Here is a 17,088-nt window from a genome sequence, read left to right on the forward strand (position 1 = left end):
GGAGATTTTCAACTATGACCCTCGCTGCTAAGATCCTCACTGCTCAGACCTTCGTTATGACGACCTTCGCGATGACAATTAAGCGATTTTTCAAAACACTCGCTGATGAAAAAGGTGCGCTAATCGTGATGTATGCGCTGTTATTACCTTTATTAGCGGCGCTGCTTTCCTTGACGCTTGATGGGAGTAACTTGCTCGCTAAACAAGCGCGACTCGCCGATATTGTGACGGAGAGTTTAGTCAGTAGTAGTACCCACAGTTATAGCCAACAGGTACGCAGTAGCAATGTATTGAAAGCAAATCTGGCTTATCACTTCCCACAAGATTCAGTGTTGAAGAGTGATGTCAATGTGACAGTGACACAAAGCGCTTCAGGCCGAAAATACGATCAGGTTGCAATGGCTCGCATTAACACTCCGGTCTACTTGCCATTAGTGGTGTTCGGTTTTGAGCCTAAGCAGGCGGTGGCATATCAAAGTCCGGTGTACAAGCAATCGACCTTACAAGGTGTCATCACTTTCAGTAACCAAACTGAGTTGGTGGATACCGGAGTCGGCATTGATTCTAACGGTAAACTTTGGGTGTGGGGTTACCGTGACCATGGCTTACAAGGCAATGGCTCAAATGGTATTTCAGGCAATGCGGATACCGCGAAACCCGCGATGGTTATTATCCCGCCAGGCGATCCAAACTCGACACTGCGTATCACTAAGATTGCCGGTGGTATTTATCATCTGGTTGCCTTAGATGAGAATGGTGATGTCTGGAGTTGGGGGCAAGATCTCTATGGTGAAGCGGGGTCGACGGTGTGTAATGGCACCAAAGTGCTCTATAACCCGACCCCCTGCAAAGTGCTGAGTGGCGTGGTTGATATTGCCGCAGGGGAATACACTACGCTGATGCAAAAAGCGGATGGCACTTTGTGGTTTCTTGGCGAGTGCCGCTATAACCAGTGTGGTAATAATCGGTATGCGACCACTGCACCTGAACTTGACTTAACGCGGGTGACGCCAAGACAAATTGTCTTAGGGGGAGAGAAGGTCACGCTGATGGGCGCAGCCTACGAAGGGAGCTTTGCTGTCACCGTGAATGACAGTAACGAGTATTCGGTCTGGGGTTTTGGCGATAACGAAGGCTGTGGCCTGGGCTTTACTCAGTATGTTCACGGTGGGACTGGCCAGATAGCGAGCCGCAATGATGTGCGGGGAGGTCAGTCACGATGCCATTATGGCTATCAAGATTATAAGGGCTTATCTGCCTTGCCACGAAAAATCAGTGGCTTGAAAAACTATGCCGATAAAATCGTCTACATCTCTGGTGGCAATGGCTGGGGGGCGGCATTACTGGACGATGGTTCGGTGATTGGTTGGGGGACTCATTTCCACTTAGGGCAAAATTACCCTAGTTATCAATATGAATCTGCTGCGCTGACCAATCTGGAAGTGGCACCGCCTATTGTCATTATGCAAAACGTGAAAACGTTACAGTCACGCTATATCGGGAGTGCGGCTCTGACACAAGATAATCGGCTGTACACTTGGGGGGGCCATGAGTTGTATCAGGTCTATGGTTCCGGTGTGACACTGCGCGCAGTGGATGTCCAAACCTTTGCCGTGGGGAAAGAGCATATGTTTTACAGCAACATGAATGGGCAGACTTTTGGTGTCGGCTATCTTGGCGCGAGTGGCGACAAATTCCTGCTCGGAAACTTCACCAAGTATCTGTCCCATCCATTGAACGGTGTCATTTATGGTCTGGGGGATGTGTATACGGTTAACTGGCCGGGGATAGAATTAGATTTTACCAAATATGGTATTGACCTTGGCAGCAGTGGCTATCCCGAACCGATGCCGGAATAGCCCTATTACGGTGAGTATTGATTAGGCGTCGTTTTCAAGCCAACTCAGAAGTTCGCTCACGCTGAGAGTTGAACCTGTGCGCTTCACCTCTCGGCCTCCTCGTAACTTAAGCAGTGTGGGCAAACTGCGAACGTTAAGTTGTTGTGCCAAATCAGGGAAGACATCGGCGTCCACATAATACCGTGGGGATGACCGCAGCGCTGACTGTAAATCAATGTGGCTCAAGCGTTGCCATAGATTGCGGCAATGAATACAGCGCTCTGCGCCGACGAAAATCCATGCCTGCTCGACTTCCAGCAGGGCGCTCTGATGATTATCGAGCTTCGTAAAGTGAGTGCCATCTACCTGAAACACCTTAGGGCTACGCCGCAAGGTTTCATTATCCGTCGCCACGCACAGTGCGTCGGCACTTTTGTCGTAGGGCTGCACACCGTCAACATGGATAACCGAGGCAAATTCACCTTTTGCTGCGGCATTCGGTTGGCGTAGTTGGGTGACGTCTATGGCCTGAACGGGAATTTCGTCAGGTCGCGTTAGCTGAGGGATCCACTCGTAAGGGACACGATAGGCACGATAGACCATGTTGTTGTTGACGGATTTTCCCCAGTAGGGGGAGATATATTCCCATACAATTTCATGGGATTGCGTTACTTCAAAAATACGCCCATTCGACCCTTCATTAATCAGGGTATTGCCATTGGGTAGCCGCTGAATATTGCTAATGTAGGGGCTGTAAAAACGGTAAGAATCGGTTGGCTGTGGCAAGCCGGCCTCATAAGGGGAATAACGCCATTCAATATCCAGTGTCAGTGGATTGATTTCCAGAATACGGGAGTAATCGCGCCAAGCATTTTTTAACCCATCAGGAGAAGCCGGATTCGGCGCGCCGTATCCCGCCCAGCCGCCATTATCAAACACCAGAATATTGCCCGCACCCGGTAAACCTTGTGGGATCATGTGGGCGTGATGTTGGCCGATGATCCAGCCTAAATGCTTCAATTCAGGTTTGCTGTAGTCAGGCCCGAGCTGCCAGACAATGCGCCCGCTCTGCTTATCGATAATGGCGATGATGTTAGATTCGCGCGCGTCCCAGATAATGTTATCGGGATGAAAACGGCTATCCCCCGCGTCAAACCATTGATTAGGGCCGAGTGTCGACATGGAATTGATGTGCATCCAATCACCCATTCCACCCCCACTGGCGCGCATATTGGGATTATGCCAAATGGCCGTTTTGGCAGCATCATCGAACCCCAATTCATCGAAATGGTCGCTACAGCGCCATTCCCAGATAACATTCCCCTGCCAATCCACTTCAATAATGGTGTCATCGAGCAGCAATTTGTCAGATATTTTCGGATTGTGGAGATTGGTATGCGCCAGAATGAGTGTGTTACCGCCATCTACTTGCGGTTCCAAACCGGGGGCATAGTAGCCGACCGGATTACCACTGCGTTGATAATCATGATGTGCGCGCGCCATCCACTGCGGATCACCTTCAGGATCGTGGATTTTTTCGTACTGATTGAATTGCCATGTCACATTGCCTTCCCAGTCGATTTGCACCAGATCGACCATATCCTGCATGCCGAAGCGTGGATCTCGCTGTGCGGTATGCCCCAAAATCGTCCCTCCCGGAAAAATTTTGTTGGGGAAGCCGTGCAAGTTAGGCCATAACCGCAGCTCACGCCCATTCATATCGGTCAGTACGGCACCTGTTTCGACCGCCTGAAAAACGGTATAGCCACTCCAAGATTTTTCAGGGTTATAGATTGTGGTCCCCGTGGGGTAAATAGAGGGATGTCCCATCTCAATGAGCTCCTGCAAATGATTCAGTTTGGGTGATTAAAGCGCGGATGTGTGCGCAACGAGAAGTAAAGGCATCACTGTCACGGGCGCGAGGATGAGGTTGACGGATATCGACAATCTCAAGGATACGGCCCGGTCGAGGTGACATCACAACAATGCGGTCGGCCAGCGTGACGGCTTCATCCACATCATGGGTAACAATCAGCGTGGTGGTTCTCTGGGTTTGATGAATATGCAGCAGTTCTTGCTGCATTTGCTGGCGCGTCAGGGCATCCAATGCCCCGAAGGGTTCATCCAACATGAGAATTTCCGGACTGGCGGCCAGTCCACGGGCGATGGCGACCCGTTGCGCCATACCTCCAGAAAGTTGGGCGGGTAGGCTGTGGGCAAATCCTGTCAGTTGGACCAATTCCAGCATGTGTGCCACACGTTCGCGTTTTGCATTGCGGCCCAGCGGCGCATCGGCCAGCCCGAGCGCCACATTTTGTTCAACCGTCAACCAAGGGAAAAGCCGAGGTTCCTGAAACACAATGCCTCTATCGCGACCAATGCCAGTGACGGGTAAGCCATCAACACAGATTTCGCCCTGAAAATCTGGCTCCAACCCAACCAACAACCGCAGCAGTGTCGATTTCCCGCAGCCACTGCTCCCCACTAACGCGATAAACTCGCCGCGTTCGATGTCCAAAGTGAAATTGTCGATTGCCGTGAGGTTCTGCCAGCTTTTTCTGACGTGACGAAATTGCACCAGTGCGGTTTGCGTCATGATGATTCTCCTTGCTGACGCCAGCGCGTCACCTGTGATTCTGCCAGCCGACCCAGTTTGTCGAGCAAGCCGCCAGTGATGCCAATGAGTAACATGCCGCTAAGAATGGTGGGCATATCCAACAGTTGCTGCGCATTAATCATGAGATTTCCGATACCGACTCCTGATGCCATAAAATATTCGGCACCGATATTTCCCAGCCAGGCATAAAGCAGGCTCAAACGGATACCGGAAAAAATACCGGGAGTCGCACCCGGTAGAATGAGCAGGCGAAGATAGTCGATGCGATTCAAGCGCAGCACTTTAGCCACCTCATCCAGATGGGGGTTGCGCTGTTGTACTGCTTTGAGCGTACTGAAAAACATGGGGAAAAATGCAGCCAGCGTGACAAACACCACTTTGCCGGCTTCGTCATTGCCAACCCAAGCTGTGAGCAACGGTAGCCAAGCGAACAGAGCTATTTGGCGCAACGCGTTCAGTGTTGGTGTGACGATTTGCCCTGTTTGGCGATGAAGTGCCAGTAACAATCCGGTGAGCAAGCCCAGTGTGATGCCTATCGCCGCACCCGCTAAGGCTCTGCCCAGACTTTGCGTCATTGCAGGGAGCAACTCGCCATCCTGAAAACCCTGTATGACACGTTCTGTGACTGCCAGCGGCGAGGAGAAGAATTGGGGATTGACCCAATGGTACTGACTGGCTAGCTGCCAAAGGAATAACAACGCCAAGGGCAACCAAAAACCGGTGACGGGCAGTTGTTGGTCGCGTTTCTGCTGACTGATCGCCGGTTGCGGCCAATAAACTAAGCGGTGATGGAGTTGCCCTAATCCCCACTCCATGGCCAGCCCACAAAGTCCAATGACGGCGATAGTGACAAAGACAATATCCAGTTGGAAGAGCTGGCGGCCCCAAACCATCAGATAACCAATGCCTTGAGACGAAGCCAAAAGCTCAACCACAATCAATGAGATCCAAGCCTGTGACAGCGCCAGATGTAGGCCAGTAAACCAGCCGGGAAGGCTGGCGGGGATAACCACCCGACGGAGTTGTTGCCAGCGGTTTAGGCGTAAAACCTGTGCGACCTCATTTAATACCTGTGGCACTGAGTTAACCGCTTGCTGAGTATTGAGCGTCACAGGCACAATCACCGCCTTGATGATAACCGCCAGTTTTAGCCCGTCATCAATCCCGAACAGCACCATAAAGAGCGGGATCCAACCGAGTGTCGGGATTTGTGCCAAGGCGTAAAATAGGGGTTCGATAGCTCGTGCGGCATGACGTGATGCCCCCAACAGCCCACCGAGCAAGGTACCCGCCAACACCCCTAGCGCTAACCCTGAAAGCAACCGTCTGAGACTCACACCCAATTGTGCCAGTAAATCCCCATGCCAAAGTTCTTGGGCGGTGGCGAATACGGTGGTGGGCGCAGGCAGAATCTGTTCAGGCATCCAGCGCTGCGTCGCCGCCAGTTGCCAGAGCAACAAAACCAGTAGCGGTAGCAGAAGCGACCACAGGTTAAGCGCGAATGTGAGACGGCGGAAAATCACTTGCCGTAAGATCAATTGCGTCATAAGAGCCTGCTCTTTTGTGAAGTCAGCCTCTATAAAAAGCGTAAGTCGCCGCGTAAACCAATGCATTTAATGAATAATGTGGGTGCAAAATATGCATTCTGGCGTGAACGCCACGTGGCGACTGCTTTATCTCAATTTACTCATTACTCAGCGAAAAAAAGCATTTATCCCCGTAAGGACTTCCTGTTTAGCGTAAAGGGAAATAACGTTGAGGATATGATTGTGATGAGAAAACTTCCTTTGGGTAAATTCGTTCTGATGGTGGCAGCACTACTGAGCATTTCGGCTGTTGCCCGTAGTGAAACGACGCCACTGCCAAAAGAAATCCGCATTGGTGTGCCGGATCAAAGTGCGGGCAGTAAACCCTTTATTGGTGGGCCGTTAGGTCTGGCGCATATTCAGCATCAGCTTGAGGATGTGTTTGCCCCACAGGGCGTGACGGTGAAATGGTCATTTTTTAAAGGTGCAGGGCCTGCGGTGAATGAGGCGTTGGCGAATCAGCAGCTTGATTTTGCTTATCTTGGCGATCTGGCCGCCATTATTGGCCGTGCCAGTGGCTTACCCACACGCTTCTTATTTGGTCACCGCGGCTCCAGCTCATATCTGGCGGTGAACAGCCAAAGTGGTATCAAACAAATTGCAGATTTGAAAGGTAAACGGGTCGCGGTCTATCGCGGGACCGCCGATCAACTGGCTTTTGATCGGGCGCTGAAAGGGGCTGGATTGAGTGAGCGCGATATGCAGGTGATCAATCTTGATTGGACATCGGGCAAAGCCGCACTGGCGGCGGGGCGGGTTGATGCCGTATGGGGCGGTGTTTCGCTGCTGGCTCTGCGCGGTAAAGGGGTCGATGTGGTGGTGAAAAGTCGTGATCTGAGCTGGGAAAATACCACGCAGGCAGGATTTATCGGGACCGCTGCATTTATCGAAAGTTATCCGCAAGCCACTCAGCAAATTATTGATGTATTGGTCAAAAATGCCTTATGGACCAGCGAGGAAGAGCATCGTGAGAACTACGCCAAAACGCTCTCAGCCCAAAGTGCCATTCCCCAAGTTTTGTTTCTCGAGGAGCTTAATCCGGCCGATCTGAAGTTTATCAGTTCGCCGCGACTCGACACTTTCTTGCAAGACAGTTTTCAACGCAGTGTGGAACAGGCTAAAAATGGAAATCTGATCCGCCGTGATTTTGCCGTAGACCAATGGTTTGACAATCGCTTTGTCGAACAGGCTCTGCAATCCCAGCAGTTGGAAAAATATTGGCCGGCTTATAACGCACGCGGCGATCAGGAAAACGCGGGATGAATCAGTAGAATAACATAGCCAGTAGAATTACATCGCCAGCAGGTTCAACTGCCGCTGGCGATCAGTATGCATAATTATCTCAATCAGCCTCTCCACCAAAGGGCGCTGGATCGCGTTCATCGGGGAAATCACGCCAAAACGGGTTTGCATAAACCGCCATTCATCCGGCAAGTCACCTAACTCAATTTTCACCAGATTGTGGCTGTGCTGCGCTAATTGGAATCCATCTTCACTAGCAAAACTGATGGCATCGGTATTCTTTAAAATACCGAGTAGAGCATAAATATGATCGCACTGGATCGCGGGTTGGTAGTCTCCGCGTTTGCTCAGTGTTGCCAGCACTTTGCGAATGCCCGGTGGCAAATAAGGAGCCGCCAGCGGGTAGCTCAGTAGCTCTTGTATCGTGGCCGTCTCCCGTCGTGCTAATGGGTGGTGCTGGTGGCAAACAAAAAAGCAACGTTGTTGACTCAGTGGCTGGACTTTGAGCTGGGTATCGATTTCTGCATGCCACGTATCGGCCACGACAAAGGGTAACTCATTCGTCGTGAGCGCATTACGCAATGCAAACCAGTTATCGACCCGAAATGAAACGGTGGCATGAGGTGTCTGGCGGTGAAATTCGGCGACGGCTTTAGGGATCAGTAAAGCCGAAGGCGCGGGTCCACAACCGAAGGAGACTTCCCCTGTTTCGGTATCATCTACATCCTGAAGTGTGGTGGTAATCTCAACACTCAATTCCTGCATGTAACGTGCATAGGGCAGTAATTTTTGTCCATGCAACGTGAGTTCTGGTTGTTTCCCTTTACGCTCAACAAGCGGATGCCCGACACTCAATTCAAGCGCCTGAATACTTCGGCTAAAAGCTGATTGTGATAAGCAAACCGCTTCCGCAGCTTGTATAAAACTACTGTGCTCAATCAGCGCAACAAAATTACGCAACTGGCGTAAATCGAGATGCATGTCATTTCCTGCGAGAGATATTGAGGTGAGATTAGGGATAGTGACACATTCATCCCATTAAGGCGATCTCTGGAATACCGCCAGCAAAATAATAAAAATGGTGAGTTAAGGGCAAGAAAATCAGGTCAGCTCACTTTGTTGAGTTCACCAATGAAGAATGAGAATGCTTTACTATTTACTTTCAGATGGGGCTATTGGCGCTCTGTTTTATTGATACGTCACAAAATGCCTATGCGTTCGCATTGCAATTCATTAATGTTGATTGCTGTAGAATTGGTCAGTAATAGTCATCGCCAAATGAATATTCAATGTTAGGAATAATCTGTATTCAATATAAGACTTTTCTTGTGCGATTATTTATTGAATTAGAAAAGCTTATTGTGTTATGTCATTTTTAATTTGTTATTAAATTGGTTATTTAATGTATTTCATTTTTTTAAATTTGTATTCTTATTGAGTTGTTGATTTTTTTTGCGGTGCATCAAATATTTTTATAATTAATGTGATTTTTATGAACTAAATTTAAACAGGGTTATTGGCTAATATATGGTTATAATATGAAAGATATAACCAAGAAATACATCCTCAGTGATCAATATATCCATCAATCAATAAATTTAAAGAATAATAAGCTGGTTGGAGTTGTCTTTATGGCTTTAAAGTCTAGGTTAATAATGTTTTACAGCATAAAAGATCGTGCTATAAAGAAACCGGATTACAAAAATGCTGTATTGGTTTGAGTTTTTATCAACTTTTTCAAGTTCGTTTATATTACGTTTAACATCACTAGGATGTTGTCGGAATTCTTGTAAAAACGGTCTTTGAGAGTATGGGATAGCTGTTTATAAAGGATCAGTGAGGTATATATGAAAAATGTGGCAATCACAGTGTTAATGCTGAGTACAGTGCTTATGGGATGTACGACAAAAGCCAAAACTGAATCAGAACAACAGACCGCTGCTATCATTAAAAAAAGCACTAACGATCAGTGTGTCAATAACTTCTCAATGGTTAAAAAATTGAATGGGAATGATTTCTCAGTTTTTCGAGGCCAGTTTGATAAGATAAATGATATGTATTCTTTCTTAGAGCAAAATAGGAATATTCTTGACGAAGATCCTAAGCAGCTAATTTCTCTCGAGCTTGATTCGAAATTGAAAATGGTATGTGCACGAGTGAGAAACACGGCTTTTAATGAAGTACAGAATAAAGTTAATTATCTTTCTCGAATCTAGAATATTCTGATCTATTTACTCATTTGACAACAATGGTATTCGTATTCAGCTGCATGACCTTAAATGCACTGCGCTATTGTTCTGTATTAGATAATTAACTTTATGATTAATTAGAGCTGTTTGGCTTACTAAACAGCTTATCTTCTCCGTATGCGCGTTATTCATCACCTTTGAGTGATATACATAATCAGGCCACAAGGATAGGTCAATTCATCATGTGTAACATAATGATGTAATTGGCTTTTTGTGGTTTATGCAATGACTCTATATCAATACTCGCAGGGTTATATTGCCAATTAAAATCGGGACGTTGAATTTATTATGAACGGTTTCTATTCATATAAATCATTTATGCGGGTAGTTGCATTTAATACTTTGTTAGTGCAATTAATGTTACCTATCGTGATAGCCTTTAGCCCGCTTATCTCTTCATCTGTACGTGCGAATGAATTAGATGAACAGATGGCGAAAATGCGCTCGTTAGACATTCTGACAATCCCAGATAACACAGAGCCTAAGTCGGGAGAGCCATCCCATAACCCCTTATCTAACAACCCATTTTATGCCCCTTCATTACCCTCAACGGCTCCCTTGAGTACCCCATCTTCACCCCTTACTGCACCGGATGCGACAGCTGAAGATATCAAACAGTTACCTGATTTAGGCTCGTTGCAGACAGATATTAATGCGCAAAGCCATCTACCCGCGGTGAATGAGGAAAATGTGGCCAGTGCCGCGACTCAACTTTGGGGCATTATGGGGAATGAAAATAGCAGCCGGGCCGCAGAAAGTGCCGTATCAGGTGTTGCTTCAGGTTTAGCTTCGCAAGCCGCTGCTGACTGGCTTGGTCAGTACGGTAATGCTCGTGTGCAAATCAATTCGAATGGCATCGGTAATGCTGATGTCTTGATCCCGCTGACAGAAACACAGAACAATTTGTTGTTTGGTCAATTAGGGGTGCGTTACAACGGGGAAAGAACCACCAATAACATTGGTCTTGGTGCGCGTACTTTTACCGACAACTGGATGTTCGGTGTTAATACCTTTTATGATTATGACCTGACCGGCAAGAATAGCCGTTTGGGTGTCGGCGGCGAAGCCTGGACTGACAATCTCAAATTCTCGGCTAACGGCTATTTCCGTTTGACTGACTGGCATCAGTCGGTACTTGCCGATATGGAAGATTATGACGAACGCCCAGCCAATGGATTTGATGTGCGTGCAGAAGCCTATCTGCCCAGCCACCCACAGTTGGGTGGACGTTTAATGTATGAGAAATACTTCGGTAAAGGTGTTGCCCTGAATTCCGGCAGCACTAGTCCCAGTGACTTAGGTGATTCACCGTCTGCTTTCACGGTGGGCGTTAATTACACGCCAATTCCATTGTTTACTATCGATATGGCACATAAGAAAGGCCAAAATACTAATAACGAACTACAACTTGGTCTGAACTTTAATTACCGATTCGGTGTGCCTTGGGTCGATCAAATCAACCGAAATGCGGTGGGTTTGATGCGAAGCCTGATGGGCAGCCGCTACGATATTGTTGATCGTAATTACAATATCGTCATGCAATATCAAAAGCAGGATTTAATCAGGCTGACATTGCCAGAAACATTATCCGCCTATGCCATTTCTAATCTTCAGCTCACGGGCAATATCAATTCTAAGTATGGCGCCGAGAGAGTGGAATGGAGTGCGCCAGCGCTAATCGCCGCTGGAGGTGCACTTGTACCGCTGACTTTAGAGTCGGCTTCCGTCACTTTCCCGCCTTATCAACAAGTCGCCACGGCTAACAGCTATCAGGTCAGCGCTGTTGCTTATGATGTGCGCGGTAATCGATCGAATACGGCGACCACCACGCTTGTGGTGCAAGAATCACCGCAACAAATCTCCCTCGCCCTCAACGGAGGTAGTCATATCGCGATTGCCGATGGCACTACCCTAGTGAGTTATATCGCAACCGTTGTCGATACCAGTGGCCCTGTAGCGTCACCATTGGCGGGAATGAATATCGCATTTAACTCGACGGTGGGTGATGTGACCATTCCAAATGCCGTGACTGATAATCAAGGCAAAGCGAATATTGCGATCAAAAGTTCACTCGCTGGGAGTGGGCATATTCGTGGTGTCTTGGATAACGGCAATCGCGCGCAATCGCCTTTAACCTTTATTGCTGATAGTGGCACGGCCGAGATTGCTAATGGCAACCTTACGGTGACCGTCAATAATGCGATTGCGAATGGCCTTGACCGTAATGCCGTTCAGGTTTTAGTGACCGATGCAAATGGTAATCCGGTGCCTGATGAGATAGTCAACTTCAGTGTGGACAGCGGCAGTTTGGCTAATGCTAGTGCCAGTACGGCTGTGGATGGCATTGCTCGGATGGAACTGACCAATCTTGTGGCGGGCACCTCGGTGGTGACTGCGACGGTAAACGGCAGTAGCGCCAGTGAGAACACCACCTTTAGACCCGATTTGACCACCGCCGAGATAGCTGATGCGGACTTTACGGTAGGCAGTGGCGCGGTGGCGAACAATATTGCCACCAATGCCGTGAGCGCTACGGTGAAGGATGCTGGTGGCAATGTGGTGCCGAATGCAGATGTGACATTCACGGTCACAGGGGGCGCAACCTTTGTTGGCACGACTCAGAACACGAAGGTGGCAAGTACCGATAACAGTGGGGTTGCCACAGCCGCGTTGATCAGTCGGGTGACAGGCGATCATGCCGTGACGGCAACGGTCGGCACCAACACCACGACCGCGAAAAACTCCAACTTCGTGGCGGATGAAACCACCGCCATCATTGCGGGCGCAGACTTCACTGTGGACAGCGGGGCCGTCGCCAATAATATCGCGACGAATGCGATAAGCGCGACGGTGAAAGATGGCAATGGCAATTTAGTGCCGAATGTCAGCGTCACGTTTGAAGTGACTGGCGGCGCTACTTTTGTCGGCACCACTCAGACGACTAATTCGGTAATGACCGACGGCAGTGGGGTCGCAACAGCAGCCTTGATCAGTCAGGTCGCGGGTGATCACGCAGTGACGGCAACAGTGGGAACGAACACCACCGCCGCAAAAAACACCACCTTTGTGGCCGATGAAACCACGGCCGAGATTGGCAGTACTGACTTCACCGTGGCCAGCGGGGCGGTGGCGAACAATACCGACACCAATGCCGTGAGTGCGACGGTGAAAGATGGCAATGGCAATTTAGTGCCGAATGTCAGTGTCACGTTTGAAGTGACTGGTGGCGCAACTTTCGACGGGGGAACCGGGGTAAGCAAGTCGGCGATCACTAACAGCAGTGGGGTCGCCATCGCTCAATTATTCAGCCGAGTTGCGGGCGATCATGGGGTGACGGCAACCGTGGGCAGCAACACCACGGCGACGAAAACCTCCACTTTTACGCCAGATGAAGCCAGTGCCATCATTGCAAGCGCCGACTTTACCGTCGCCAGTGGTGCGATAGCCAACAATATTGCCACCAACGCCGTGAGCGCGACGGTGAAAGATAGCAATGGGAATATCGTACCGAACGTGAGCGTGACCTTTGCGGTGAGCGGCGGGGCAACCTTCGAAGGGGGAACCGAGCTTAGTAAGGAGGTCATCACGAATAACCTTGGGGTGGCAACAGCAGCTTTGATCAGTCGGGTGGCGGGTGATCATGGCGTCACGGTCACTGTGGGAACTAACACTACTGCCGCGAAAACCTCTACCTTTATAGCCGATGAAACCACGGCAGAAGTTGGCAGCACCGACTTTGCAGTCGCCAGTGGGGCTATTGCGAATAATGCTGCGACCAATGCGGTGAGCGCCACGGTGAAGGATGCCGAGGGAAATCTGGTGCCCAATGTGAATGTGACATTCGCGGTGAGTGGCGGCGCAACCTTTGACGGGGTAACCGAGATCAGCAAGTCGGCGACCACCAACAACGCCGGGGTCGCCACAGCAACTTTGGTCAGTCTGGTCGCGGGTGATCATGGAGTCACGGCAACGGTGGGCACCAACACCACGGCGGCGAAAACCTCTACCTTTATCGCGGATGAGACGACGGCTGAGATAAGTAGCGCCGACTTTACTGTCGCCAGCGGAGCGGTGGCGAACAATACCGAGACCAATGCGGTCAGTGCGACGGTGAAAGATAGCAATGGTAATACGGTGCCAAATGCTGTCGTGACTTTCGCGGTCACTGGGGGGGCAACCTTCAACGGGGGAACCGAGGTGAGTGAAGAGGCCATCACTAACGGTGCAGGGGTGGCTACCGCTGCGTTGATTAGTCGAGTGGCGGGCGATCATGCGGTGACGGCAACGGTGGGAACCAGCACCACGACCGCGAAAACTTCTACTTTTATTGCTGATGAAACCACGGCCGAGATTGGCAGCACTGACTTTACTGTTGCCAGTGGTGCGGTGGCGAATAATACCGAGACCAATGCGGTAAGTGCGACGGTCAAAGATGGCAATGGGAATATCGTGCCGAATGTGAGCGTGACGTTCGTGGTCAGTGGCGGGGCAACCTTCGAAGGGGGAACCGAACTGACTAAGGAGGTCAACACTAACAGCGCTGGGGTGGCAACAGCATTACTGATCAGCCGAGTGGCGGGTGATCATGCGGTGACGGCAACAGTGGGAACCCATACTACTGCTGCGAAAACCTCCACCTTTGTGGCCGATGAGACGACAGCCATTATTGCGAGTACTGATTTCACTGTCGCCAGTGGTGCGGTGGCGAACAATATGGCGAGCAATGCCGTGAGCGCTATCGTGAAGGATGCTGATGGCAATCTGGTGCCGAATGTCACTGTGACTTTCGCCGTGACGGGGGGAGCGACCTTCGACGGGGCAGCCGAGGTCAACAAATCGGTGATGACCAACAACAGTGGGGTCGCTACAGCTGCATTAGTCAGTCTGATGGCAGGTGATCATGCGGTGACAGCAACAGTGGGCACCAACACCACAGCGGCGAAAACCTCCACTTTTATCGCGGATGAAACCAGTGCCATCATCGCGAGCGCCGACTTTACCGTTGCCAGTGGCGCAGTGGCGAACAATATTGCCACCAACGAAGTCAGCGCGACGGTCAAAGATGGCAATGGGAATACCGTGCCAAATGTGAGCGTGACCTTTACGGTGAGTGGCGGAGCAACCTTTGAAGGGGGAGCTGATCTTAGTAAGGAGGTCATCACTAACAACCTTGGGGTGGCAACAGCATTACTGATCAGTCGGGTCGCGGGCGATCATGACGTCACGGCCACGGTGGGAACTAACACCATCACCGCGAAAACCTCCACCTTCATCGCGGATGAAACTACCGCCATCATTGGTAGCACTGACTTTACTGTCGCCAGTGGGGCAGTGGCAAACAATACCGAGACCAATGCGGTGAGCGCCACGGTGAAGGACGGCAATGGCAATTTAGTGCCGAATGTGAATGTGACATTCGTGGTGAGTGGCGGCGCCACCTTTGACGGGGCCACCGAGGTAAGCAAGTCGGCGACCACCAACAACGCCGGGGTCGCTACAGCAACTTTGGTCAGTCTGGTCGCGGGTGATCATGGGGTCACGGCAACGGTGGGCACCAACACCACGGCGGCGAAAACGTCCAATTTTATCGCCGATGAAACCACCGCAGTCATTGGTAGCACTGATTTTACGGTCGCCAACGGAGCAGTAGCCAACAATACGGCGACCAATGCAATCAGCGCCACGGTGAAAGATGGTAATGGGAATACCGTGCCAAATGTTGTCGTGACTTTCGCGGTCACTGGGGGGGCGACCTTCAACGGGGGAATCGAGGTGACTAAAGAAGCCATCACTAACAATGATGGGGTGGCAACAGCAGCCTTAATCAGTTTGGTCGCAGGTGATCATGCTGTGACGGCAACGGTCGGTACCAACACCACGGCCGCGAAAACGTCCAATTTTATCGCCGATGAAACCACGGCCGAGATTGGCAGCACCGACTTTACTGTCGCCAGTGGCGCGGCCGCTAATAATACGGCGACCAATGCCGTGAGTGCGACGGTGAAAGATGGCAATGGGAATTTAGTGCCGAATGTGAGCGTGACGTTCGTGGTCAGTGGCGGGGCAACCTTCGAAGGGGGAGCTGATCTTAGTAAGGAGGTCATCACTAATAACCTTGGGGTGGCGACAGCATTACTGATCAGTCGGGTAGCGGGTGATCATGACGTCACGGCCACGGTGGGGACCAACACCACCACCGCGAAAACCTCCACCTTCATCGCGGATGAAACTACCGCCATCATTGGTAGCACTGACTTTACTGTCGCCAGTGGGGCAGTGGCGAACAATATTGCCACCAATGCCGTGAGCGCTACCGTGAAGGATGCTGATGGCAATCTGGTACCGAATGTCACTGTGACTTTTGCCGTGACGGGCGGGGCAACCTTTGACGGGGCCACCGAGATCAGCAAGTCGGCAATCACCAACAACGCCGGGGTTGCTACAGCAACTTTGGTCAGTCTGGTCGCGGGTGATCATGGGGTGACGGCAACAGTCGGCACCAACACCACGACCGCGAAAAACTCTACTTTTATCGCGGATGAAACCACCGCCATCATTGGTAGTACTGACTTTACTGTCGCCAGCGGCGCAGTGGCGAACAATATTGCCACCAATACCGTCAGCGCCACAGTGAAGGATGGCAATGGGAATTTAGTGCCGAATGTGAGTGTGACGTTCGTGGTCAGTGGCGGGGCAACCTTCGAAGGGGGAACCGAACTGACTAAGGAGGTCAACACCAACAGCGCAGGGGTGGCAACAGCATTACTGATCAGTCGGGTCGCGGGCGGTCATGATGTCACAGCCACGGTGGGGACCAACACCACCGCCGCGAAAACCTCTACTTTTATCGCGGATGAAACCACCGCCATCATTGGTAGCACTGACTTTACTGTCGCCAGTGGGGCAGTGGCGAACAATACGGCGACCAATGCGGTCAGTGCCACGGTGAAGGACGGTAATGGCAATTTAGTGCCGAATGTGGGCGTGACTTTCGTGGTGAGTGGCGGTGCCACCTTCGCCAACACGGCTCAGCAGACGACTTTAATAGTGAACACCAACAACGACGGGGTGGCCACGGCAGCCTTGGTCAGTCTGATCGCAGGTGATCATGGGGTCACGGCAAAGGTTGGCACCAACACCACAGCGGCGAAAACCTCTAACTTTATTGCTGGAGATATTAGTGGTGCTAAATCCACATTCGCTATCGATAAAAATATTATTTCGGCCAACGGGAGTGCATCGTTATCCATGACATTTACGGCTAGGGATGAGCACAATAATTTGGTTCGCGGTGCCGATGTTAAATTTAAGGTCGAGGGGATCAGCAGTGGTATTACGCTAGGACCAATTAGCGAGTCTCAAGGGGTATATACGGCAACGTTAACCTCTACTCAGAAAGGTCTCGGTAATATCGCAACCTATATTGACGATACCGTACTTGAGGATATGGCGACATTATCGTTTGGCGTCTATCGCAGCTCACTGGAAATTAAGGTCAATTAATATATTCAAATAGTGAGTAGCCGTCATTGTTAATTGGAGAGATATCTTCTGAA

General features: G+C 50.4%; 8 protein-coding genes. 4 read left to right on the plus strand and 4 right to left on the minus strand.

Translation table 11 applies throughout. The features are described 5' to 3' along the window. The first annotated feature begins 14 nt into the window (after window positions 1-14). Window positions 15-1,859 carry an RCC1 domain-containing protein gene (locus tag DA391_RS03650; RefSeq protein ID WP_050286751.1) on the plus strand — a complete coding sequence of 615 codons (1,845 nt, stop codon included), beginning with the start codon at window positions 15-17 and terminating at the stop codon, window positions 1,857-1,859. 21 nt (window positions 1,860-1,880) lie between these two features. On the opposite strand, the gene DA391_RS03655 is transcribed toward DA391_RS03650, so the two are convergent. The 3 genes from DA391_RS03655 to DA391_RS03665 are packed head-to-tail and all read right to left on the minus strand — an operon-like array spanning window position 1,881 to window position 6,002. After that, a complete protein-coding gene (locus tag DA391_RS03655; RefSeq protein ID WP_108087385.1) occupies window positions 1,881-3,668 on the minus strand; it encodes an aryl-sulfate sulfotransferase in 1,788 nt (595 codons plus the stop codon). Between the two features lies 1 nt (window position 3,669). Beyond that, a complete protein-coding gene (locus DA391_RS03660) occupies window positions 3,670-4,434 on the minus strand; it encodes an ABC transporter ATP-binding protein (protein WP_050873996.1) in 765 nt (254 codons plus the stop codon). Beyond that, window positions 4,431-6,002 (minus strand): ABC transporter permease, encoded by a 1,572-nt coding sequence (locus tag DA391_RS03665; RefSeq protein WP_108087386.1) that lies wholly within the window; start codon window positions 6,000-6,002, stop codon window positions 4,431-4,433. Before DA391_RS03665 ends, DA391_RS03660 begins: the two co-directional genes overlap by 4 nt. Window positions 6,003-6,227: 225 nt before the next feature. Here DA391_RS03665 and DA391_RS03670 point away from each other — a divergent pair, with 225 nt between their 5' ends. Continuing rightward, on the plus strand, window positions 6,228-7,304 hold the full coding sequence (locus DA391_RS03670; RefSeq protein WP_098905285.1) for an ABC transporter substrate-binding protein: 1,077 nt from the start codon (window positions 6,228-6,230) through the stop codon (window positions 7,302-7,304). A 27-nt stretch (window positions 7,305-7,331) separates the two neighbouring features. Here the strand turns inward: DA391_RS03670 and DA391_RS03675 are convergent, their stop codons facing one another. After that, entirely contained in the window at window positions 7,332-8,264 is a 933-nt protein-coding gene (locus DA391_RS03675; RefSeq protein WP_057650774.1) for a LysR family transcriptional regulator, read from the minus strand. 866 nt (window positions 8,265-9,130) lie between these two features. Between DA391_RS03675 and DA391_RS03685 the strand changes: the two genes are divergently transcribed. Together DA391_RS03685 and DA391_RS03690 are read left to right on the plus strand one after the other, a co-directional pair. Beyond that, entirely contained in the window at window positions 9,131-9,499 is a 369-nt protein-coding gene (locus tag DA391_RS03685) for a hypothetical protein (protein WP_049607787.1), read from the plus strand. Between the two features lie 321 nt (window positions 9,500-9,820). Further along, window positions 9,821-17,035 (plus strand): Ig-like domain-containing protein, encoded by a 7,215-nt coding sequence (locus DA391_RS03690; RefSeq protein ID WP_108087387.1) that lies wholly within the window; start codon window positions 9,821-9,823, stop codon window positions 17,033-17,035. The last annotated feature ends 53 nt before the right edge of the window (window positions 17,036-17,088 follow it).

This window comes from Yersinia massiliensis (assembly GCF_003048255.1).
Classification (GTDB): Bacteria; Pseudomonadota; Gammaproteobacteria; order Enterobacterales; family Enterobacteriaceae; genus Yersinia; species Yersinia massiliensis_A.